At 62.7% G+C, this 26,977-nt stretch carries 1 protein-coding gene; it reads left to right on the top strand.

What is annotated here, in order from left to right; translation table 11 throughout:
* The first annotated feature begins 112 nt into the window (after positions 1–112).
* Positions 113–26,974, top strand: coding sequence for a non-ribosomal peptide synthase/polyketide synthase (locus CPI83_RS13130; RefSeq protein WP_097387317.1), 26,862 nt, complete (start codon positions 113–115; stop codon positions 26,972–26,974).
* Positions 26,975–26,977: the final 3 nt, after the last annotated feature.

Consider the following 26,977-nt stretch of genomic DNA (forward strand, 5'->3'; position numbering starts at 1 on the left):
CGATTCTGGGTACGACTGCTTGAGAGGCGCGATCAGCCTCTTGCTTTCGCGCTGTTGATTCGGACGCGGCTACGCACTCGGCGGCCGCGGAGATCATGCGGGGCGGGGCGCTGTGAAACCTCTCGAGGTAGGACGGACCGACCCTTTCGATGAGACCCTCTTCCCGCTCTCGGCCGCCCAACGGGCAACCTGGTTCGCTCAGCAATTCGATCCCGAAGTCCCGATTCTGATAGCGCACTACGTGGAGTTGCGCGGCGAACTCGACGTCGAATTACTGGATCGCGAAACGCGGGCAGTTGCTTACGAGTTTCAATCTCCCATGCTCAAAGTGATCGAGGTCGATGGTCAGCCGATGCAGTACGTGGACGAGAAGGCCGAAATCTCGGTCGGTTTGGTCGACTTCCGCTGGACCGAGGATCCCTTCGAGGCTGCGCGCGAGTGGATGCGTCGAGATTGCCGGACGCAGCTCGACCTGGCAGTCGACGGAATCGTCGCGACCGCTGTGCTGCGCGTGGGTGACGCGCACTATCTGTGGTACAGCCGTATCCATCATGTCGCGCTCGACGGTTTCGGTGCCATGACCATGATGAACCGCATTGCGCATCGGTACTCGGCCTCGGCGGCGAGAAAAGATCTGCAGCCGAGTCGTGCCGCGACACTGCGCACGCTGTACGACATCGACGAGCGGTACAGACAGTCGGATCGATTCGCTGCCGATCGTGAGTACTGGGCAGGGCGCAATACAGTCGGTGCCGGATCCAGCTTGGCGGAGGCTTCTGGGCCCGCACACATCGAGAGCCGACTCGAAAGCACACTGATGTCGGACCGGAGCTGTGCCCTTCTCCACGAATCCGAGAACCACGCTGCAACGGTCGTCGCTGCGCTCGCGTTGTACCTCTCGCGAATGACGGCGAAAGAGACTGTCCAGATTCATGTTCCGATGTCCGGACGGACTACGGCGGTGTTGCGGGACTCGGGCGGCATGATGGTGAACGTCGCGCCGCTGCTCATCAGTGTCGCCGCCGTCGACACCGTCGGTGAACTCTTCGCCCAGGTCCAGCATGAGCTCATGGGTGCATTGCGGCACCAGCGCTGCAGCCTCGACGACATCCGTCGGGACGCAGGCGTGACGAGCGGTCTGGAAGGCGAAGACTCATATGCCGGGCCCATGGTCAACGTCATGCTGTTTCGCCAGGAGGTGCAGTTGGGCGAGGTGGTTGGGGAGTATCACATCGTCACCTCCGGGCCGGTGGAAGACCTTCTGGTCAACGTGTATCCGAGCGGCGACAGGCTGCGTGTCGACTTCCGGGCAAACCCGATCCGATACGAGGAGGCGGGTTTACGCGAGCACCACCGGAATTTTGTCGGCTTGCTGGAAGAGTTGATCGCGTCTGATTCCGGTGCCGAGCTCGCAGACATTCACGGCCCGACGGCCCGGGAGGGCGAGCGACGACAACGCGAAGTGCGGCACCTCGAGTATTGGAGACATGAGCTCACCGGGGCGCCCGAACTTTTGCAACTTCCCTTCGATCGACCAAGGCCTGCAACGCAATCGCTGGACAGTGCACAGGTTGAGGTCGTGATCGCCGCAGACACCCACGCGCGGATTACAGAAATGGCAAGTGATCTCGGGACGGACACACGCGCGGTCCTACATACGGGCTTCGCGCTAGTGGTGAGCCGATTGTCCGGGGCTTCGGACGTGGTAATCGGTACGCCGACGGGATCCGACACGAACATCGTTGCCATCCGGAGTCGCATCGATCTGGAGACGCCGTTCACGGCGCTCGTGGGCAGTGTCGTCGAGGTCCGAAGTAATGCGCTGCCGCACAGTGGGATACGGCTCGAGCAGGTGGCGCAGTCGCTCGAGGTGGAGGATGTACCTGCGTATGCGCCGGTGATACAGGTGACGTTCGAGTCCGTCGCCAGCGCTGACGAGCACCCTCCCGACCTCGGCCGCTTCGATCTCGGAGTGTCTGCAGTCGAACTGTTCGACGAGGTGGGTACGCCGTCCGGAATCACGGTGACGCTCGCGTTTGCCACCGATCTGTTCGACGCCGAGACGGCACGTGGCCTCGGTTTGCGGTTCGCGCGCGTCCTGGAATCCGTCACCACAGATCCGGCAATGATGGTCGGCGACATCGACATCTTGTCCGACGACGAGCGATCCGCGATGCAGCCTGTCCGCAGTGACCCTCGCGCTTCGCACCGCACCCTGGCCGAACTGTTCGACGGTGCGGCGCGCACACACTCCGACGGCGTGGCCCTGTCGTATCTCGATGGCGAGTTGACGTATCGAGAACTCGACGATCGTTCGTCGAAGTTGGCCCGAGTCTTGATCGACCGCGGCATCGGTCCGGAAAACAGTGTGGCGCTGGGTTTGACGCGTTCGATCGAATCGGTTGTCGCGATGTTGGCGGTGACCAAAGCCGGCGCGGCATTCGTGCCGGTGGATCCGACCTATCCGGGTGAACGTGTTCGCTTCATGCTGAACGATTCCGGCGCCGTACTGGGGCTCACGGTCGTTTCCGAACTTCATCGTTTGCCGGATTCGATTTCCTGGATAGCAATCGACGACGCTGAGTTCCGTGGCCGACTTGCACGGCTGTCCGTGCGCTCCATCTCCGACGTCCATCGGGTGCACCCGATCCGGCCCGACAATCCCGCATACGTGATCTACACTTCGGGTTCCACCGGACTCCCCAAGGGGGTGACGGTATCGCATCGTGGACTGGAAGCGCTTGCTGCCGAACAGCGTTCGCGGTTCGGTGCGACCCAGGATGCGCGAACATTGCACTTCTCGACCCCGAGTTTCGACGCCTCGATTTTCGAATACCTGCTGGCTTTCGGGGCCGGAGCGACCATGGTGATTGTACCGAGCACGATCTACGGCGGTGACGAGCTGTCTCGCTTCCTCGAATCCCAGCGTGTCACGCATGGTTTTGTCACTACTGCGGCGCTCGGAACAGTTTCGCCCGAGGGCCTTTCGGACTTCGGCGACGTGGTGGTCGGTGGTGAGGCCTGTCCGCCGGATCTTGTGCAGCGGTGGGCTCCCGGCCGACGGCTGTGCAATGCCTACGGGCCGACCGAGACCACCGTCATGTCGAACATCGGCGAGCCGATGGTGTCGTCGGAGAACATCACAGTGGGCGGTCCGCTCCGCGGTTTCGAGGAGATCGTGCTCGATCAGCGATTGCACCCCGTCCCCGACGGTGTTGTGGGCGAGCTGTACATCTCGGGAGACGCGCTCGCACGCGGATATCACCGGAAGTATGCGTTGACCGCAGGACGATTCGTGGCCGACCCGTTCGGTCTCCCGGGCCGGCGGATGTATCGAACGGGGGACTTGGTGCGGCGGCGCCGTGGCCGTGCACTCGAGTACGTCGGCCGCAGCGATTTCCAGGTGAAAGTTCGCGGATTCCGTATCGAGCTCGGGGAAATCGACAGCGTCGTGCAGTCGTGTCCGCAGGTCGAGAATGCAGTTACCGTGGCGCGTGCGGCTCCCTCCGGTACAACGATGATTACCACGTACGTCGTGCCTGCCGGCGGAAGTGCGCTCTCGACGGCCGATCTGACGCAGTACGCCGCGAGCCGTGTGCCGTCGTACATGGTTCCTGCGGCCTTTGTTCTTCTCGACGAGTTGCCGGTAACTCCATCGGGAAAGGTCGATCGCGCTGCCTTACCGGCACCTCGGTTCGATGCTCGGTCGGACAACTTTCGCCCGCCCGAGGGCGCCGAAGAACTACTGCTGGCCGAGATTTTTGCCGACGTTCTAGGTGCTGAGGCGGTGGGTGCGGGTGACGACTTCTTCGAGCTGGGTGGGAACTCACTGATCGCCACAAAGCTGATCGCACGAGTCAATGCCGCTGAAGCAATCGATTTCGGGGTGCGGACTTTGTTCGAAGCACCGACGATCGAATCACTGGCTCTCCACGTGCGTGACGCGAAGTCCTCCGGCGTTGATCCCTCGCGTTCGAAGCGTCCAATCCTGCAGACACATTCGTACAAGGACAAGATTCCGGTGTCTCTGGCGCAACAACGCCTGTGGTTTGTCAATCAGTTCGACACGTCGTCCCCGGCCTACAACATCCCGATGGTGGTCCGACTGTCAGGGGCGTTGGATGTGGCTGCGCTGAAACTCGCGATGGGAGATGTTGTCGATCGACATGAATCGCTTCGCACCGTCTACCCGGCGTCGGTCGACGGTCCACATCAGGTCGTGGTTCCTTCGGAACGTGTGACGTCGGAGATGGCGTGGGAAGTATCCGTTGACGAGGAAGCCTTGGACAGGCGCGTCGCCGATCTCGCTCGCGAGGGGTTCGACGTGAGCGCGAACGTGCCCGTGCGCGGCTCCCTTTTTCGAATCACTCGGGACGTTCACGTCCTCGCGTTGGTGGTTCACCATATTTCGGCGGATGGAGCATCACTCGAGCCGCTGGCCCGCGACCTGACCCGCGCCTACGCGGCGCGGGCTGCCGGTCGGGCACCGGACTGGCCGCCTTTGCCTGTGCAGTACGCCGACTACAGCCAATGGCAGATCGAACTGCTCGGCAGTGACGCCGATCCGGACACGCTCCAGGCGAAGCAGTTGGACTACTGGACGTCCACCCTGTCCGGTCTACCTGACGTGATCGACCTTCCGCTGGATCGACCGAGGCCGGCGGAACGATCCATGCGCGGTGAATCGGTCCGATTCTCGGTGCCCGCAGACGTGCACAGTGACCTCCTCGAACTCGCTCGGAATCACAACGCGACACCGTTCATGGTGATGCACGCAGTGCTGGCCGTTCTGTTGGCACGGCTGAGCGCCTCGCCGGACATAGCGATCGGCACTCCGGTAGGAGGGCGCGCCGAGCAAGTCCTCGACGATCTGGTCGGGATGTTCGTCAACACGGTCGTCCTGCGAACCGCCGTTGATACCGCCGCGACTTTCGAGGAAATCCTTTCACGAACTCGCGAAGTTGATCTGGCAGCGTTCGGGCAAACCGAGGTGCCGTTCGAGCGAGTCGTCGATGCAGTTGCTCCGGAGCGTTCACCATCTCATTCACCGCTCTTCCAGGTTCTGTTGGAATTTCAGAACACCGCAGATCCTCACCTCGAACTACCAGGACTCGGTGTCGATGTTGTTTCAGTCGACATCGGTGTCGCCAAATTCGACTTGCAATTGTCGCTCTCCGAAAAGCGTGGCAAGGACGGAATCCCGGTGGGTTTCGACGCCGCCTTCACCTACGCCTCCGATATCTTCGAGCGCACCACAGTCACCGAATTCGGGGAGCGCTTCGTCCGCCTACTGCGGTCCGTCGTATCGGATCCAACTGCCCCAGTGGGTGATACGGAGATTCTGGGTGCGCCCGAGCGTGGGTTGGTGGTGGGTGGTTGGGATGGTGTGGGGGTTGCGGTGGGGGGTTTGACGTTGGTGGATGTGTTGGATGGTCGGTTTGCTGGTGTGGGTGGTGGGGGGTTGGTGTGTGGTGGGGTGGTGTTGTCGTGGGGTGAGTTTGATGTTCGGGTGAATCGTTTTGCGCGGTTGTTGATTTCGTTGGGGGTGGGTCCGGAGTCGCGGGTGTGTGTGGTGTTGTCGCGGTCGGTGGAGTTGTTGGTGGCGGTGTTTGCGGTGGTGCGGGCTGGTGGGGTGTTTGTTCCGGTGGATGTGGGTGCGCCGGTGGAGCGGGTGGGGTTTGTGGTGGGGGTGGTGGATCCGGTGGTGGTGTTGTCGCGGGGTGGTGATGGTGGGTGTTTGCCGGTGGGGGTGGGGTTTGTTGATGTGGGTTGTGTTGATGTTTCGGGGTTTTCGGGTGATCCGGTGGGGGTGGGGGATCGGTTGGGGGTGTTGTTGCCTGAGCATGCGGTCTATGTGATGTTCACGTCGGGGTCGACGGGTCGTCCGAAGGGGGTGGTGGTTTCGCATGCGGGGGTGGTGAATCGGTTGTTGTGGATGCAGGGGGAGTTTCCGTTGGGTGTGGGGGATGTGGTGTTGCAGAAGACGCCGGTGTCGTTCGATGTGTCGGTATGGGAGTTGTTTTGGCCGTTGATGGTGGGTGCGCGGTTGGTGGTGGCGGATCCGGGTGGGCATCGTGATCCGGTGTATTTGGTGAGTGTGATCGAGCGGTGGGGGGTGTCGGTGGTGCATTTTGTGCCGTCGATGTTGGAGGTGTTCGTGGGGGAGCCTTCGGTGGTGGTGGGGTGTTCGAGTGTGCGTCGGGTGTTTGTGTCGGGTGAGGGTTTGTCGTCGGTGTTGGCGGGGCGGTTTGCGGGGGTGTGTGGTGCGGAGTTGGTGAATTTGTACGGGCCGACGGAGGCGTCGGTGGATGTGACGTTTCATGTGGTGGATGGTGTTGTGGGGGTGGGTGTTCCGATTGGTCGGCCGGTGTGGAATACGCGGGTGTTGGTGTTGGATTCGCGGTTGCGGCCGGTTCCGGTGGGTGTGGTGGGGGAGTTGTATGTGGGTGGGGTGCAGGTGGCTCGGGGGTATGAGGGTCGTGTGGATTTGACGGTGGGTCGGTTTGTGGCGGATCCGGTGTCGGGGGTGGTGGGTGCTCGGGTGTATCGGACGGGGGATGTGGTGCGGTGGGGGTGTGGTGGGGTGTTGGAGTTTTTGGGGCGCACGGATTTTCAGGTGAAGGTGCGGGGGCAGCGGGTGGAGTTGGGTGAGGTGGAGGCGGTGTTGGCTGCTCAGGTGGGGGTGGCTGGTGCGGTGGTGGTGTTGCGGTCGGGTGTGGGTGGGGATTTTTTGGTGGGGTTTGTGGTGGGTGAGGTGGGGGCGGTGGTCGATGAGGTGGTGGTGTTGGAGGGGGTGCGGAGGTCTCTTGCGGGGTTCATGGTGCCGTCGGTGGTGGTGGTGTTGGGGGAGTTTCCGGTGACGGTGCATGGGAAGTTGGATCGTAAAGCCCTCCCGGACGTCAACTTCGAACCTCGATCGCTGCAGTATGTTGCGCCGCGAACGCCGGTCGAGGAGACGGTTGCCGCAATCTTCGATGATCTGTTGGGAACGTCGACGGTGGGCGTGTACGACGATTTCTTTGCCCTTGGTGGGAACTCTCTGAGTGCAGTCAGGTTGGTTGCGCGAGCGAATTCTGTTCTCGGCGAACGGATCGACATCCGCGACGTCTTCGATGCTTCTACCGTTGCAGCGCTGGCCGAGTTGGCGCAGTGTCGCGGAGGAGAGGGGGCCAAGCCGGCGTTGAGGCCGCGGGGTGCGACGACGGATATCCCACTTTCGCCGGCGCAGGAGCGAATGTGGTTTGCGAATCAGTTCGACCCCGAGTCCGCCGCCTACAACGTCGCGTGCGCGTTGAGGCTCGACGGCTCAGTGAATCTGAGTGCACTTCACGCGGCATTTGTCGACGTCGTCGAGCGGCACGAGTCCTTGCGCACTGTTTTTCCTCTCACTGACGACGGCCCGCGTCAAGTGATCATGTCTACCTCACAGGTGGTATCGGATCTTGCACCGATACTTGTGCAGGGAGAGGAAGAGCTGCGCGAGCGTTGCCGGCAGATCGTTTCGGATGGTTTCGACGTCCTGCAGCAGGTCCCGATGCGCGCCACCTTGTTGCGGCGAGACGACCAGGTCCACTCGCATGTCCTGGTGATCGTGATTCACCACATCGCCGCCGACGGATTCTCCACGGTACCGCTGGCCCGAGATCTCATGAGCGCATACACCTCCCGTGTGAGCGGCGAGGCTCCTCGGTGGGCGCCGCTCGAGATCCAGTACGCCGACTATGCGTTGTGGCAACGTGGTTGGTTGGGTTCGGAATCCGACTCTCGGTCTTTGATCTCGAAACAGCTCGCCTATTGGGTCGAGAATCTTGCGGGTGCACCGGAAGTTCTCGACATTCCGACCGATCGTCCGCGCGGTGATGTGCGTTCGCTTCGACGCGGACGGATTCGGTTCGAGTTCAGTCCGGAGGTTCATGCCGGTGTGGTTGCCCTGTCGCGCAAACACAACGCCACCGTCTTCATGGTTGTGCACGCAGCCTTGGCAGTGCTGCTGGCGAGGCTCAGCGATGAGGAGGACGTAGCCGTCGGAACTCCGATCGCCGGGCGTGGGGAGCGCGAACTCGACGACCTGGTGGGCATGTTCGTCAACACGTTGGTCTTGCGCACTGCAGTGGACCGCGGCGCGACTTTCGGGGAGTTCCTCGACCAGGTCCGAAACGTAGATCTGAGCGCCTTCACTCATGCGGACGTGCCGTTCGAACGAGTCGTCGAGATAGTGAATCCTTCACGTTCGACGGCATACTCGCCCCTGTTTCAAGTCATGTTGGAGTTCCAAGACATCGAGCGACCGACACTGGAACTTCCCGACCTGCAGGTGACCGACGTGGGTGTCGAGATCGACACCATCACCTTCGATATGCAGTTGACGGTGGCGCAGAACACTGGCACCGCCGGTGAATCGGATGGTATTCGTGCTGAATTCGGATATGCCGCAGATATTTTCGACGAGGAAACAGTGGGGAGCTTCGTCGACCGCCTGCAACGGATTCTCGAGTACGTCACCACGGATCCGCAATCGCGGATCGGAGATATCGATATCCTCGACGCCCGTGAGTCAGCCGAACTGGTACCCGTGCGAGGTGTGATCTCCACCGCTGTTCAGACCCTTCCCGATTTGCTCACGACAGCAACAGATATGGCGACCGCCCAGGATCTCGGCGCCGTCGCGCTGGTGTTCGAGGAACGTGAAGTGACCTATCTCGAACTAGACGCACAGTCGAATCGATTGGCCCGCATGCTGATCGAATCCGGAGTGGCTCCCGAAACGGTGGTGGCGATGTGTCTCCCACGCTCCGTCGAGTCCGTTCTGGCGGTGTGGTCCATTGCCAAGACAGGTGCAGCATTCCTTCCCGTGGACCCGGGACTTCCTGCTGCACGTATCGAGTACATGCTGGGCGACTCCGGTGCAGCGTGGGGGATAACGACCCGAGCTCACCACGCAGCATTGTCCGGCCTCGTGCCGTGGCTGGTCCTCGACGATGCCGGTTTCGAGGAACGGCTGTGGGCGTACTCGCCATCGAAAGTCACCGACGAGGATCGGAAGGCACGGATTCGAATCGACAATCCGGCCTATCTGATTTACACCTCGGGATCAACGGGAACACCCAAGGGTGTGACGGTCACTCATCGCGGGTTGAGCAACTTTGCTCTCCAGGAGCGCGAGACATTCGCCGCCACGACCCGATCCAGAACTCTGCACTTCGCTTCGCCGAGTTTCGACGCTTCGGTTCTCGAACTCATGTTGGCCGTTGGTGCGGGATCCACGATGGTGATCGTGCCACCGACCGTCTACGGCGGGTCGGAGCTGGCGGCGTTACTGGAGCGCGAGCGCGTCACCCATTGTTTTGTGACTCCGGCGGCTTTGGCGTCCGTCGCCCCAGACGGACTCACCACTGTCGGTTGTGTCGTGACAGGTGGGGAGGCCTGCCCGCCGGAATTGGTGGCCCGCTGGGCGCCGGGCAGAAAGATGTTCAACGCCTACGGTCCTACCGAGGCAACTGTGGTGTCGAGCATCAGTGCGGCACTGGCTCCGAACGACCCGGTCACCATCGGCGCACCTACTCGCGGATTCAGCGAGGTAGTGCTGGACTCGCGTCTGAGAGCGGTGCCGGTAGGTGTCGCGGGAGAGTTGTATCTTGCCGGACCGGCTCTCGCTCGCGGCTATCACCGGCGATCCCCGTTGACCGCCTCGCAGTTTGTCGCAGATCCCTTCGGTGCGCCGGGAACGCGGATCTATCGCACGGGCGATCGCGTGCGGTGGACGCCCGACCGACAGCTGGAGTATCTCGGGCGCACCGATGCCCAAGTGAAAGTCCGTGGGTTCCGCATCGAACTCGGGGAAGTCGAGGTGGCACTGCAGACGCACCCGCGCGTGGCCCAGGCGGTGACGGGCGTCTGGAACGGCGACGGCAGGGATCGGTTGAACGGCAGGGATCGGTTGATCGGATACGTGGTTCCCGATCGCGGAGCGAGTGTCGATCCGCGAGACGTCCTCGCGCATGCAGGCAAGCGTCTGCCGTCGTATATGGTGCCTGCGGCGGTGGTGGTGCTCGACGCACTTCCGCTGACGGTTCACGGAAAACTGGACCGCGCAGCGCTTCCCGCACCCGATTTCTCGTCCACGGCCACACCCGACCGGACACCGCGAACGGAAACCGAGAATCTTCTTGCCGCTCTGTTCGCGCAGGTTCTCGGCCTGGACACCGTAGGAGTGCACGATTCCTTCTTCGAGCTCGGCGGAGACAGCATCATGTCCATCCAATTGGTGGCCCGCGCTCGCGATGCTGGTGTGATCATCTCGCCCCGAGACGTATTCGACCACAAATCTGTTGCTGCGCTTGCCGAGTCGGCGCACGTGGAGCAGGACGGTCCTGATGTGCTCGTGGAGCTACCCGGATCCGCTGTCGGAACTGTTCCACTGAGCCCGGTGGCGCAGTGGATGCTCGACCGCAGCAGTGGCGGGCTGCGTGGCGGCGAATTGAAACGGTTCTCCCAGGCGCTCTTGCTGACAGCTCCCGCTGATCTCACCCAGGATCTCCTTGTCCGTGGTCTCCAGGTGTTGCTGGACCGCCACGGAATGCTTCGAGCGCGCTTGGGCGAGAGTGACCGGGTCATGGAAGTCCTACCACCCGGCTCGATCTCGGCCGAAGGACTGATCCATCGAGTAGCTGTCGGTTCGGTGGACGACGAACGTTTCAGGGCCTTGGCGTCGGGAGAGCTCGAGGCCGCTGCCGACAGCTTGGATGCCGCCGCGGCCGACATGGTGCGCGTGATCTGGTTCGACCTGGTCGACAAACCCGACTTGTCGAACCAGCGGGGCCGACTACTTGTGGTGATTCATCACCTGGTTGTCGACGGCGTCTCGTGGCGCATTCTGGTCACCGACCTGGCGACGGTGACAGCACAACTCCGGGCCGGTGTCACGCCCGAACTGCCACAGATCGGAACGTCGTTCCGGCGATGGGCGCACGGGCTTGTCGAGCACGTGGGCGACCGGGGCGTCGAACGGGACATGTGGAAAACGATCCTTGACGGCGATGACCCGCTGATCGGTTCGCGCCCAATCGATCCCACGATCGACGTCGACGGCACGGTCGACACCGTCACAGTGGACATCCCGCCTCCGGTGACCACGAACCTACTCACCACGGTTCCTGCGGCATTCCACGCCGGCGTGAACGACGGACTCCTCACTGCTGTTGCGTTGGCCTCGATCGAGTGGCGACGACGCCGCGGTATGGATACCGCTGCCGCCCTGATCACGCTCGAAGGACACGGCCGCGAGGAAGGAGCGGTTCCTGGCGCAGACCTCGCGCGCACCGTTGGTTGGTTCACCACGCTCTACCCGGTGCGCGTGGACCTCGGCGGACTCGACGTCGACGACGCGCTGGCAGGTGGCGCCGACGCCGGACGGGCTCTCAAAGCCGTCAAGGAATACGTGCGTGCGATCCCCGATCATGGAATCGGATTCGGGATGTTGCGCTACCTGTCGGGCGGGAGCGAACCACTCGGCCGATTCCGTTCTCCTCAGATCAGTTTCAACTATCTGGGCCGGATCAGCTCCTCTGACGGAACACAGGACTGGCTGCCGGTGGAGGGCAATCGAAAGCTCGGCGGAACCCAGAATCGGTCCATGCCTGTGGCGTCCGTGATCGACATCAACGCGGCGGTTGAGGACCATGTCGACGGGCCCTGCCTGACAGCATCTTTCACCTTTCCCCGCGGAGTGCTCGACAGGTCTGACATCGCGGAGTTCGCGGAACTGTGGCGTCGTGCGCTCGACGGACTCACCGCGCACGCATCGCGACCTGATGCGGGCGGTCTGACGCCGTCGGACATTCCCCTGGTCTCGGTCGCCCAACAACAGATCGAACGCTGGGAGAACGACTTCCCCGGATTGCACGATGTCTGGTCGGTGTCGCCCCTTCAGGCCGGGCTGATGTTCCATGCCTCACTGGCGGCCACGTCGACGGACGTCTACACAGCGCAGTTGTGCGTCGAGCTGGAAGGAGCGGTTGATTCCGAGCGTTTGCGCGGCGCTGCTGCCGGACTACTGGCAAACCACCCGAATCTGTGTGCAGCGTTCGTCTACGACGCACACGGCCTACCGGTGCAGTTGATTGTCGACGATGCAATGATTCCCTGGACCGAGGTCGACCTGAGTGATTGCGGATCGGCAACCGAAGCAGAGCTGGAGCGCCGCCTCGACGAGGATCGCAGCGCACCCTTCGACCTCGCCTCGCCGCCACTGCTTCGGCTGACGTTGCTGCGAACCTCGCCGACGAGGTGCGTGTTGGTGGTGACAAACCATCACATCGTTCTCGACGGTTGGTCGATGCCGTTGCTGGTACGCGAACTGCTGATGAGATACGCGGACGACAGTCTCCCGGTCGAGAGCGTCCCGGCCGATCAGCCCCAGACTCCGTCGTACCGCACCTATCTGGAATGGTTGGCGCACCGCGACATCGAGACCTCGCTCGCGGTCTGGGAGGACGCCATGGAAGGCGTCGACGAGCCGACGTTGTTGGCGGCTTCGACGCCGACCGCCGATCAGGTGGTACCCGAAGAGGTCACCGTCGATCTGCCCGATTCGGTCCTCGACGGACTCGGTGCGCTCGTCCAGCGGAGCGGGATCACGATGAACACGGTGATCCAAGCGGCGTGGGGTGTCCTGTTGTCTCGAATGCTTTCCCGCGAAGACGTAGTCTTCGGCGTCACAGTGTCGGGCCGCTCACCTGAATTGCCTGGTGTGGAAAACATGATGGGGCTGCTGATCAACACATTGCCTGTCCGCGTGCAACTGGATCCGGACGAGACGTGTGCACAGCTGCTCGCGCGACTACAAGGCGAGCAGACAGCCCTGCTCGATCATCACTATGTCGGACTCGGCGCGATTCAATCTGCCGTAGGGACAGGCAATTTGTTCGACACACTGTCGGTCTTCGAGTCGTATCCGATCGATACCTCGGGGGTGGACGGGAACACCGACATAGCCGGTATGCGCGTCACCGCTGTGAATGCCCGCGACGCCACGCATTACCCGCTCACCGTGCTGTCGGTCGCGGAACCGACGCTGCAGGTGAGCCTGCGGTATCAGCCGGCGGCATTCGACCGCGCCGCGGTCGGCACCATTGCACAGCGAATGTCGCGGATTCTTGCCGCCTTTGCAGCGAACGCGGATACACCGGTCGGTGAGGTCGACGTGTTGGTCGCCGGTGAGCGTGGGTTGGTGGTGGGTGGTTGGGATGGTGTGGGGGTTGCGGTGGGGGGTTTGACGTTGGTGGATGTGTTGGATGGTCGGTTTGCTGGTGTGGGTGGTGGGGGGTTGGTGTGTGGTGGGGTGGTGTTGTCGTGGGGTGAGTTTGATGTTCGGGTGAATCGTTTTGCGCGGTTGTTGATTTCGTTGGGGGTGGGTCCGGAGTCGCGGGTGTGTGTGGTGTTGTCGCGGTCGGTGGAGTTGTTGGTGGCGGTGTTTGCGGTGGTGCGGGCTGGTGGGGTGTTTGTTCCGGTGGATGTGGGTGCGCCGGTGGAGCGGGTGGGGTTTGTGGTGGGGGTGGTGGATCCGGTGGTGGTGTTGTCGCGGGGTGGTGATGGTGGGTGTTTGCCGGTGGGGGTGGGGTTTGTTGATGTGGGTTGTGTTGATGTTTCGGGGTTTTCGGGTGATCCGGTGGGGGTGGGGGATCGGTTGGGGGTGTTGTTGCCTGAGCATGCGGTCTATGTGATGTTCACGTCGGGGTCGACGGGTCGTCCGAAGGGGGTGGTGGTTTCGCATGCGGGGGTGGTGAATCGGTTGTTGTGGATGCAGGGGGAGTTTCCGTTGGGTGTGGGGGATGTGGTGTTGCAGAAGACGCCGGTGTCGTTCGATGTGTCGGTATGGGAGTTGTTTTGGCCGTTGATGGTGGGTGCGCGGTTGGTGGTGGCGGATCCGGGTGGGCATCGTGATCCGGTGTATTTGGTGAGTGTGATCGAGCGGTGGGGGGTGTCGGTGGTGCATTTTGTGCCGTCGATGTTGGAGGTGTTCGTGGGGGAGCCTTCGGTGGTGGTGGGGTGTTCGAGTGTGCGTCGGGTGTTTGTGTCGGGTGAGGGTTTGTCGTCGGTGTTGGCGGGGCGGTTTGCGGGGGTGTGTGGTGCGGAGTTGGTGAATTTGTACGGGCCGACGGAGGCGTCGGTGGATGTGACGTTTCATGTGGTGGATGGTGTTGTGGGGGTGGGTGTTCCGATTGGTCGGCCGGTGTGGAATACGCGGGTGTTGGTGTTGGATTCGCGGTTGCGGCCGGTTCCGGTGGGTGTGGTGGGGGAGTTGTATGTGGGTGGGGTGCAGGTGGCTCGGGGGTATGAGGGTCGTGTGGATTTGACGGTGGGTCGGTTTGTGGCGGATCCGGTGTCGGGGGTGGTGGGTGCTCGGGTGTATCGGACGGGGGATGTGGTGCGGTGGGGGTGTGGTGGGGTGTTGGAGTTTTTGGGGCGCACGGATTTTCAGGTGAAGGTGCGGGGGCAGCGGGTGGAGTTGGGTGAGGTGGAGGCGGTGTTGGCTGCTCAGGTGGGGGTGGCTGGTGCGGTGGTGGTGTTGCGGTCGGGTGTGGGTGGGGATTTTTTGGTGGGGTTTGTGGTGGGTGAGGTGGGGGCGGTGGTCGATGAGGTGGTGGTGTTGGAGGGGGTGCGGAGGTCTCTTCCGGGGTTCATGGTGCCGTCGGTGGTGGTGGTGTTGGGGGAGTTTCCGGTGACGGTGCATGGGAAGTTGGACCGTAAAGCCCTCCCGGACACTACTTTTACCGCCGCGGACTATCGGACGCCGAGCACACGAGCCGAAGTTCTGGTCGCTCGAGCCATCGCCGAGGTGCTCGATCTCGACCAGGTGGGCGCCGACGACAATTTCTTCGAACTGGGTGGAGACTCGCTCAGCGCCACTCGCGTCGCAGCGCGCATCAGATCCGAATCGAGCACGAATGTCGGTGTGAAGGCCTTGTTCGACACTCCCGTGGTCGCTGATCTGGCGGCATCGATCGATCAGCTGCAAGCTGTGCTGCGAGGTTCAGGGCTGGAAGGTTCGGGGCCGGAAGGTTCGAGGATTTCAGAAATCGCGGGTAAGACCCGGCCAGAACATATTCCGCTATCGCTCTCACAGGCGCGCATGTGGTTCGTCAACCAGTTCGACACCTCGTCTCCGCTTTACAACATCCCCGTCGCACTACAACTGGACGGCTTCCTGGATTCGGGTGCGCTCCAAGCCGCACTGGGTGATGTGGTGGAACGGCACGAAACCCTTCGAACGATCTTCCCGACGTCCGCGAACGGGCCCCACCAGGTGATCGCCGAACCAGCGCTCGCTGCTCCTCGAATCCACCCCGTCCCGATTTCCGGTGAGCGGCTTTTTACGGATTTGCACGCGTTCTTCGACGTCGGATTCGATGTGGCCGAAGAGTTCCCGCTGCACGTGAGGTTACTCCGAATCGGGCCGGAGCAGCATGTTCTTGCGATCGTCGTCCACCACATCGCCGCGGACGGTTTCTCGATGGCGCCACTGGCACGTGACCTGATGCGCGCCTATACATCCCGTGCTCAGGAGCAGAATCCGGACTGGGAGCCACTGCCCATCCAGTATGCCGACTACAGTCTGTGGCAGCGGGAGATCCTCGACGCAGAAGTTGGTCCGGGAACGTCGACGTCGGATGAATTCGATTACTGGACAGCGAAGCTGTCGGATATTCCAGAAGTCTTGCCGCTCCCTCTCGACCGACCACGAACGCCGAAACGGTCTACCGAGGGCGCGGTGGTTTCGATGGACTTCTCACCCGAGATCCATCGAGTTTTGACCGACCTCGCACACCAGAATGCTGCGTCCCTGTTCATGGTGATGCATGCGGCGCTCGCGGTGTTGCTGGCACGGCTTTCGGCGTCGGACGACGTAGTGATCGGCACTCCGGTCGCAGGGCGCGGTGCTTCGGTGTTCGACGATGTGGTCGGGATGTTCGTCAATACGCTCGTGCTTCGCACACCCGTCGAATCCGGAGCAACCTTTGCCGAGGTGTTGGCCGCGGTGCGGTCAACGGATCTCGGTGCACTCGACCATGCAGACATTGCCTTCGAGAGGTTGGTGGATGACCTCTCGCCCGACCGTTCCACCGCGCATTCACCCCTCTTTCAAGTACTCCTCGAATTCCAGACCGATACGGGACTGAGCTTCGAATTGCCGGAACTGACGGCTCGCTCGCTCGACATCGATCTCGCGGTTGCAAAATTCGATCTACAACTGAGTGTGATGGAACACGTCGACGAGCACGGTGGGCCGGCCGGTATCAGCGCCGGTTTCCGTTATGCAACAGATATTTTCGATCGAGTATCGGTGACGCGCATCGCGGAGCGCTTCGAGAGAGTGATCGGCGCCGTGATCGAGGATCCGTCGGCAGTCGTCGGCGACATCGACATACTTCTGGCCGGCGAATACAGCGAGATGCTGGTTGCGCCCTCGGCCTCGGCCTCGGCCTCGGCCTCGGGCTCGGCCTCGGTCTCGGGCGTCGGAACCCACGAGGATTCGCTGTCGGATCTCTTCGATCGTGCGGTGCTGACGTCCGGTGATGCCGTGGCGGTGCGCTGCGACGGATTGTCCGTCACCTACGGCGAACTCGACGAGCGAGCAAACCGCCTCGCTCGACTGTTGGTGGCTCAGGGTGTGGTGCCGGAAACCCTGGTGGCAGTCGCGATGACCCGCTCGATCGACCTGGTGGTGGCATTGCTGGCGGTGGTGAAGGCGGGTGGCGGATACCTACCGGTGGACCTGACTTCTCCGGTCGACCGGGTGGACTTCGTGCTGCGTGACTCCGCGCCGAAGTGTGTGCTGACCACTGGGGCCGACGGCGCCGACATACGAGACAGTGACGCAATCGCAGACAACGAGATTCCAGTGATTGCCGTGGACGACCCGGCGATTCTCGAAGCGCTGCTTAGGAGTTCTCCGTTTCCGGTGACCGACCAAGACCGGCTGCGACCGCTCCGACCCGATTCGGTGGCCTACGTGATTTACACCTCGGGGTCTACTGGGCGTCCGAAGGGGGTGCAGGTTTCCCACCGCAGTGTCGTGACGTTGCTGGCAAACACCGGAGCGCTCTTCGGCTTCGGCAGCGGCGATGTGTGGACGATGTTCCATTCCGAGGCATTCGACTTCTCGGTCTGGGAAATGTGGGGCGCACTCGCACACGGTGGCCGGCTGGTGCTGGTCGACTACTTCACGGCCCGTTCACCAGAGGCATTCCTCGAATTGCTACGGCACGAACGTGTCACGGTGCTCAATCAAACTCCCACTGCCTTCTATCAATTGGCGGAAGCCGACCGGCGTATCGGGAGCGCGGCCCTGTCATTGCGCTACGTGATCTTCGGTGGAGAAGCCCTCGACTTCGGACAGTTGACGCGCTGGTACGCCCGCCATGGGACGTCGTCACCAGATCTGGTCAACATGTACGGCATCACGGAGACCACGGTGCACGTCAGCCACCTACCGCTCGATCGTGAGCTGGCGCGTGACGGATCGGCCTCGGTGATCGGTCGGGCGTTGCCCGGATTGCGTGTGTATGTGTTGGATCAGCGGTTGCACCCGGTGCCGCCCGGTGTGGTGGGTGAACTGTATGTCTGCGGCGATCAGGTTTCACGCGGATACCTCGGCCGGTCCGGTCTGACCTCCGCGCGGTTCATTCCCGATCTCACCGTCAGTGGGGCGCGTATGTATCGATCCGGTGACCTGGGGCGCTGGAACGACAGCGGGCAGCTGGAGTACCTCGGACGAAACGATCTGCAGGTGCAGGTGAAGGGGTACCGAATCGAACTCGGCGAGGTGGAGGCTGCGCTGCTCTCCGGAGTGGGCGTGTCTCAGGCGGCGGTCGTGGCTCGCAGAGACCGGTTGGTGGGCTACGTGGTGCCGGAGGCCGTTGCCACTGTCTCTCCGGCGGCGTTGCTCGAGTATCTCTCACAGAGGTTGGCGGCACACATGGTCCCCGCTGTCGTGACGGTTCTCGAGGCGTTGCCGCTGACGGTGAACGGCAAACTCGACCGGAAAGCGTTGCCTGAACCTGACTTCGGGCTACAGACAACCGTGAGTCGTGGCCCCGCCTCCGAGACGGAAAGCATCCTTGCGGGCCTGTTCGCCGAGGTTCTGGGACTCGGCGAGGTGGGGGTCGACGATTCGTTCTTCACTCTCGGCGGTGACTCGATCATGTCCATCCAGTTGGTGACGCGAGCCAAGTCTGCCGGAGTTTTGATCTCACCGCGCGAGGTATTCGAACGCAAAACCGTTGCGGCGCTGTCCGAGACGGCCGGTACGTCTGGCGGTCACGCTGTTCTCGACGAGTTGCCCGGTGGCGGCGTCGGGGAGATCGAGTTGACACCGATCGCGGAATGGATGCTCGATCGCGGCGGAGACTTTCGGCGGTACTCACAATCTGTTCTCCTCGCGGTTCCTGCCACGCTCGACGAGGTCACGCTGACACAGGCGATGCAGGCCGTGCTGGACCACCACGACATCCTCCGCGCGGGCATCCGGGCGACGCTGCATCCTGAATCCGCTCGGCGGATGGACGTTGCGCCAGCAGGTACGGTGCGGGCGGAGACCGTCGTACGCCACGCGAGCCTGGAGGGTGCTGCCGCGGAGACGGTCTCGGCTGAACTCGACGCAGCTCTGGGGCGGCTCGACCCGGAGACAGGTGTGATGGTGCAGGCAGTCCTGCTCGACACCGACGGACAGATTCAAAAGGAAGGACAGCGCCAGAAACGGTTGCTACTGGTAGCGCACCATCTGGTGACGGACGGTGTTTCCTGGCGAATCCTGATCCCCGATCTTGCACTTGCCTGTGCGCAGGTGCAATCAGGCGTCGACCCGTCACTGGCTCCGGTCGGGACCTCGATGCGTCGATGGGCACGTGGCCTCGTCGACGCCGCGCGCGAGCCGGATCGGGTTGCTGAACTCGACTATTGGCGAGAGGTGCTCGCGGGTCCAGATCCGACTCTGGGTGTGCGCGCCCTGACGAAGAGGGACACCGCCTCGGCCACCACCGACATCGAAGTACGAGTTCCCACGGCATTGACCGATGCCGTGTCGACGACAGTGCCGCAGGCGATTCACGGGAGCGTCGAGGACGGGTTGTTGACGGCTTTGGCTCTTGCGATGGTCCGCTGGCATAGGGAGCGCGGGATCGAAAATCCGGAGACATTGATCAGCCTCGAGGGACACGGACGCGAGGAACAGGTGGTTCCCGGGGCAGATCTTGCTCGCACAGTGGGATGGTTCACGTCGATCTTCCCGGTGCGGATCGATCTGAGCGGAGTGGATCCGATCGACGCCTTCGCCGGCGGCCCGGCCGCGGGCGTCGCTGCCAAGGCCGTCAAGGAACAACTCCGGGCGGTGCCGGACCGCGGCATCGGCTTCGGGTTGCTGCGCTATCTGAACCGCGAAACGGCACACACCCTTTCGCAACTTCCGGAGCCCCAGATCAGTTTCAACTACCTCGGACGCGTCGGTGGATCCGAGGCCGACGCTTCAGCGGGATGGGTACCGATCCGCGACGAGAACTTGCGGACGGTTACGGCCGTCGATCTCCCACTCGCCGGCGTCCTCGAGGTCAACGTGATGACCGTCGACGACAGCGACACCGACAACAGTGATACCGAGGACGGCCCGCAGCTCGTTGCCAGCTGGACGTTCCCACCGGACATTCTGGGCGCGGATGATGTTCGGCAACTGGCGCAGTGGTGGCTCGACGCATTGGTCGGGCTCGGAGAGTACGCGACGGACAGCGGCGGATTCACACCCTCGGACTTCGATCTGGTCGATCTTCGACAGGACGCGGTCGACGACCTCGAAAGCCGGTGCCCCGACCTGACCGACGTATGGTCGCTCTCTCCATTGCAAGCGGGGTTGTTGTTCCATGCCGAACTGGCCGAACGATCGGTCGACGCATACCTCGTACAAGTGGCTCTCGATCTAGCCGGCGCAGTCGATTCGGAGCGCCTGCGTCGCGCCGCCGACGCGCTGCTCCACAGGCATGAGAACCTGCGTACCGCCTTCCTTCACGGCGCGGACGGCCGTGCCGTCCAGGTGGTCCGAAGCGCCGTGGCAGCGCCGTGGCAGGAAATCGACCTCACTGGTGCAACAGATCAGGATCTTGATCGAGCACTGGCGGAGGACCGAGCGCGCCCGTTCGACATGGCGCAGGCGCCGTTGATCAGATTCACCCTGATTGCTCTCGCCCCCGAAAAGTTCACGCTGGTGCTCACCAACCATCACATCCTTCTGGACGGCTGGTCCATGCCACTGCTGATCCGGGAGTTGGCGACGCTCTATGCCGCTGACGGTGAAGTGGCGGCCTTGCCTCACGCGCGCGCGTATCGCGACTATCTGACCTGGATGAGCCGCCGCGATCAGCAAGCTTCTCGAGCTGTATGGGCGAGGACGCTGAGCGGAGTCGAAGGACCGACGCTGTTGGCTCCGGCGGTTCGATCTCGTCGACTCTCCACCATGGCGGCCGAGTGGGTGTTCGATCTGGACGAGGAGTTCACAACCTCACTTCGCGGGATGGCGCGTGAACTCGGACTGACGATCAACACAATTGTTCAGGCATCGTGGGGGATCGTCCTCGCTGCACTGACCGGGAGAGACGATGTGGTGTTCGGGGCGACGGTGTCGGGTCGACCTCCCGAGCTGACCGGGATCGAAACCATGATCGGGCTTTTCATCAACACAATTCCGGTCCGAATCACTCTGCGCCCGAGAGAAAGTATCGGCACACTCCTCGCGCGGATCCAGGCCGAGCAAGCAGAGCTGTCGGATCACCACTATCTCGGGCTTTCCGAGATCCAAGTAGCCACGGGGCCGGAGACCGGATTCGATACGTTGACTGTCTTCGAATCGTATCCCGTTGACCGTCAGGGGCTTTCGTCCGATACCGATATTGCGGGGATCCGGATCGCCGATGTCGAAGCCAAGGACGCTGCCCACTACCCGCTCAGCCTGGTGGCATCGGTCGACACCAGACTCCGCCTGAAATTCGAGTACCTACCCGAGGTTTTCGGTGCCGCCGACATCGAAGAGATCGCCGGACGACTGCATCGTGTACTCGAAGCGTGTGCCCAGCCGGATCGCCCCTTGGCTGTGGTGTCGGTGCTCGCCCCGTCCGAACGTGCCGAATTGGTGCCGGCCCGTGGCACGGCTGGTGGGTCGTCTCGCATCTTCCCCGAGATCTTCGACGCGGCAGCCCAGCGTGATCCGAACGCGCTCGCCGTGGAATCGGCGGACGGCAGCCTGACCTACGGCGAGCTGGACATCGTCTCCAATCGCATTGCTCGCGTGCTGGTCTCGCGAGGACTGGGAACCGAGGACTACGTAGCAGTCGGTGTCCCACGTTCTCTCACGTCCGTGGTGTCGATACTTGCCGTCGCCAAGACGGGCGCTGCTTTCGTGCCGATCGATCCCGCCTATCCCGACGAGCGGATCAATCACATGCTGATCGATTCGAAGGTCAGCTTCGGATTGACCACCACCGCGGGCCGAGATCGATTGCCCGATATCGCGGAGTGGCTGATTCTCGACGATCCGCATTTCACGAAGAAGTGCGAGGACTTCTCGGGGAGCCCGTTGACCGACAACGACCGACTCCGTCCGATCGGGTTGGATTCAGCTGCCTACGTGGTGTACACCTCGGGGTCGACCGGCGTGCCCAAGGGAGTCGTGGTCACACAGCGAGGGCTCGACAACTTCGCCCGAGACCAGGTCGAACGCTACGGCGCAACTCCACAATCACGCACGCTGCACTTCTCCACTCCGAGTTTCGACGGGTCGCTCTTCGAATATCTGCAGGCTTTCGGCGCCGGGGCGACGATGGTTATCGCTCCACCCGGGATCTACGGGGGCGAGGACCTGGCGCAGCTTCTGGCCGAGCACGCCGTCACGCACGCGTTCATCACCACGGCGGCATTGGCAACGGTGGACCCGGGTGGGCTGGAACAACTTTCGGAAGTCGTATTCGGGGGCGAGGCGTGCCCACCCGATCTCGTCGCTCGCTGGGCACCTGGCCGCCGCCTGTACAACGCGTACGGACCGACCGAAGCAACGATCATGTCCAACGTCAGTCCGCCCATGACCGCCGGGGAACGCATCACGATCGGTGGACCTGTCAGTGGCGTCAGTGAACTGGTGCTCGACGCTCGACTTCAAGCGGTTCCCGTCGGGGTCCCCGGCGAGCTGTATCTGGCCGGACCAGGCGTGGCGCGGGGATATCACCGAAGGCCGGGGTTGACGGCAGAGCGCTTTGTTGCCAATCCGGCCGACCCAGGAACGCGGATGTACCGCACCGGCGACATCGTGCGATGGACGGCGGACATGTGTGTCGAGTACGTCGGGCGAAGCGACTTCCAGGTCAAGGTTCGAGGCTTCCGTGTCGAACTCGGTGAGATCGACAGTGTGCTGATGGCGGAGCCCAACGTCGGATTTGCCGTTACGGTTGCCGATTCCGCCCCCACCGGAGACACCCGACTGGTGTCGTACGTCATGCCCACCGCGGGTCGACTGGACACCAGGCTCCTGATTCGCGCCGTGGCCCGGCGCTTGCCTTCGCACATGGTGCCTGCCGTTCTCACGGTGCTGGAGAACATACCATTGACCGCTGTCGGAAAAGTTGACCGTTCGGCATTGCCCGGCCCCGAAATCGAGACGACCACAGGGGATTTCCGTCCCCCTGTCGGCCCGGTCCAACAGGCAGTGTCGGACGTGTTCGCCGAGGTGCTCGGCCTCGAACGAGTCGGTACCGACATCAGTTTCTTCGAGCTCGGTGGAAATTCTCTGAGCGCCACTTCGGTCGCGGCGAGGCTACGGGCGGTGCTCGGAGCTACCGTCGGCGTGCGGGACCTGTTCGATACGCCGACGGTGGCCGAGTTGGCTACGGTGATCGACCAGTCGGTCGCCGAACGGTCGGAGCGACTGGAACCGCGCCCCCGACCCGACAACATCCCCTTGTCGTTTGCTCAGCAGCGGATGTGGTTCGTCAATCAACTCGACACCAGTTCTCCTGCATACAACATTCCGCTCGTGGTGCGGTTGAGCGGTGAACTCGACAAACCGGCCTTGAGATCAGCGATGTCCGATGTCATCGCCCGCCACGAATCGCTGCGAACGATGTTCCCGGTCCACGGCGACGGACCGGTCCAGCACATCGTGCCCACCGAAAGCGCCGCGCTGCCACAACTGGCCGAGACATCGGTGACCGACGAACATCATCTCCGTGACGAGCTTGCCCGAATGGTCTCGGCCGGTTTCGACGTCGCCGCACGAATTCCCCTGAGGGCAGCGTTGTTCACCATCGATGAGCGCGAACACGTACTTGCCGTAGTGGTGCACCACATCTCGGCTGACGGCTTCTCGATGTCTCCACTGACCCGAGACGTGATGATTGCATACGAGGCCCACGCGTACGGCAGGGAACCCCAGTGGACGCCGCTTCCAGTCCAGTACGCCGACTTTGCGCTCTGGCAACGGGAGATTCTGGGCTCCGGCGACGACCCTGGGTCGGTGATCACCGAGCAGTTGGCTTACTGGCGACGCGCACTGTCAGGCGCTCCCGACCTCTTGGAACTTCCCCTCGATCGAGACCGGCCGACACAACAGAGTTTTCACGGCTCGCGGATTCACTTCTCGATCAGCAGTGATCTTCACCGCCGTATCCGAGACGTGTCGAGGCAGCAAGAGTCCACTGCATTCATGACTGTGCATGCAGCGCTCGCGCTCTTGCTGGCACGTTTGGGCAGCACCGACGACATCGTGATCGGAACGCCGATCGCCGGCCGGGGAGATCGTGCCCTCGATGATCTGGTCGGCATGTTCGTCGGCACGCTCGCACTGCGCACACAGGTCGACCCGGCTCAATCGTTCTGGGAGTTGGTTGCGCATTGCCGCGAAGTCGACCTCGCCGCGTTCGCGCATTCCGACGTTCCCTTCGAGCGGGTAGTGGACGCGGTCGGGCCGAAACGGTCGAGCGCCTATGCACCGATTTCCTCGGTGTCGCTGGAATTCCAGAACAACGATCGGCCGATTCTGAAGCTGGCGGGACTGGAAGTCCGCGGGATCGACCCAGAACTCGAGGTAGTGAAGGTAGACCTGGAATTCCTCCTCGCCGAAGAGTACGACGATCGCGGTGCACCGGGAGGAATGAGCGGAGCCGTCGACTTTGCCACCGATCTCTTCGACCCCGGTACGGTCAGCGGGTTTGCCGACATGTTCGTTCGTGTACTCGAGGCCGTGACCCGGAATCCGCAGGTACCGATCGGTGACATCGATCTACTCGGCGATCTTGAACGTCGCGAGTTGACGCCGGCGCATGGGCTCCCCGAAGTACCTCCGAAATTGTGGCCTGAGTTGTTGGCGGACGCCGTGGCGATCGATCCGGACTCGGTGGCCCTGTCGCTCGAGAACCGGCAGCTCAGTTATCGCGACCTGGACGAGTGGTCGAATCGTGTTGCCCGGGAGTTGTGCGGTCGCGGTGTGGGCCCGGAGACCTTGGTGGCACTGGGAATGCCTCGCTCGATCGAATCGGTGGTGGCGATCTGGTCGGTGACCAAAGCCGGAGCGGCTTTTGTGCCTGTCGATCCGGCCTATCCGCGCGAGCGCGTCGAATACATGCTCGCCGATTGCCGAGCCTCGCTCGGTTTGACCGTTCAGTCCAGCCGAACTCACCTACCCGACGTTGTTCCCTGGCTGGAACTCGACGACCCACAATTCGCCCGGCGGGTAGCCGCGCTGTCGCCGGAACCGATCACCGATGACGATCGAACCGGTGAACTGAACCTCGATCATCCGGCCTACCTGATCTACACCTCGGGATCTACCGGGAAACCCAAGGGAGTGAACATTACTCATCGAGGTTTGGCGAGCTTCACGGCCGAAACTCGTGAGAGGTTCGAGGTCACTCGCGACTCTCATGTCTCACAGTTGGCATCGCCGAGTTTCGACGCTTCCATCTTCGAGTTGACGATGGCATTCAGCGCCTCGGCGCAAGTCGTGATCGTTCCGCCTGCTGTGTACGGTGGCGCCGAATTGGCCGATGTTTTCCGGCGCGAGCAGGTCACTCATGCCACCATTACACCGACCGCGCTGGCGGCGTTGGGGGACAACGGTTTCGAGGCGCTCCGTGTTCTCGATCTGGTGGGCGAGGCCTGCCCGCCGGAGGTCGTCGCGCAATGGGCGCCGGGTCGGAGGCTGCACAACGGCTACGGCCCGACTGAAACCACCGTGCAGGCGAGTGTCAGCGATTCGATGAAACCCGGTGCGGGAGTGAACATCGGCTCGCCGGCAGTGGGCTTCGGCTTCCTGGTGCTGGACGAGCGTTTGCAGCCCGTCCCGGTGGGCGTGCCGGGGGAGTTGTACATCATCGGCCCAGGTATGGCACGTGGATACCATAATCGGGCGTCGCTCACGTCGGAACGATTTGTCGCTTGCTTGTACGGATCGCCGGGGCGCCGGATGTACCGCACCGGAGATGTCGTGCGTTGGCGTGAATCCGGCGGTGACAGTGCCAAAATCGTTGGGTCCGGCGATGGAGTGCATTACACACTCGAATACATCGGGCGCAGCGACTTCCAGGTCAAGGTCCGTGGTTTTCGGATCGAACTCGGGGAAATCGATGCAGTTCTCTCACGCCATCCGTCAGTGGACTTCGCCGCGACTGTCGGCTACACGGGACCGTCGGGTGAAACGGTCCTGGTGTCGTACGTGCGTACGTCAGCTGCCGACGCCACCGGCACCGACGAGATACGGGCGTACGCAGCCTACCGACTTCCCTCGCACATGGTTCCGTCGGCAGTGGTATTTCTCGAGCGGATTCCGATGACACCGGTGGGCAAGCTCGACCGAAAGGCTCTACCGGAACCCGAATTCAGTTCGGCTGCAGCCGAGTTCCGCGAGCCGGTCACCGACACCGAGCGCGCCGTGGTCGACTCGTTTGTCGAGGTTCTGGGTGTCAGCCGGGTGAGCACTACCGACAGCTTCTTCGACCTGGGCGGGTCCTCCCTGGTAGCCACCCGAATCGTCAGCGCACTGCACTCCCGTTTCCAACGCAGAATTCCGCTTCAGTGGATGTTCCTCGACCCGACACCCGTTGGAATCGCTCGACGCCTCGACATGCCGACAGTGGACGCCGGCATGGAAGAGCTTCTCGCCGTGGTTGTTCCGCTGCGGACAGAAGGAAGTGGGCGACCGCTGTTCTGTGTGCACCCTGGTATCGGCCTGTCCTGGGGGTACGCCGGTTTGGTGCGGTATCTGCCCGAGGACCGACCGGTGTACGGACTTCAGCTACCCGCACTCAGCGACGACGGTGACTATCAGTCGATCGAACAGTTGGCGCATCGCTACGTCGAAGAGATGGAAGCCGTTTCGCCGGACGGGCCGTACGACTTGCTCGGTTGGTCCCTCGGCGGAGTCATCGCGCACGCCATGGCCGTCGAACTGCAATCGTCCGGCCGCGAAGTTGCCACACTGACGATGATGGACAGCTACCCCGACAACGGCGATGCCTCTGCGTCAGCCGCACTCGACGTCCGAGACCTACTGCGAGGACTCGGCCTCGAGATCGAGACCGACCGAGATCTGACCTTCGACGAGGCGGCGGCCGTGTTGGCCCGGAGGCTCGGGCCCGAGACGGGAGTCGACGGTCGGGACCTCGAGCGGATTGCCAGAGGGTACGAGACTTCGCAGAGAATCACGCACCAGTTCGTTCCCCAGATCTACGAGGGAGACCTGCTGATCTTCCCGGCTGACGGAAAAGACGACACGATTCCGCGGGAGAGGTCGCCACAGGAATGGCGTCCGCTCGTGACGGGCCGGATCGTGGAGGTACCGGTGCGATGCGGACACAACGAGATGATCGAGGCACCGGCCATGGCGGTCATCGGACCGGAGATGGCTCGGGTGCTCTCGATGTTTTCCGGATACTCCGAACGGGCATGACAA

The organism is Rhodococcus sp. H-CA8f (genome assembly GCF_002501585.1).
Lineage (GTDB): Bacteria > Actinomycetota > Actinomycetes > Mycobacteriales > Mycobacteriaceae > Rhodococcus_F > Rhodococcus_F erythropolis.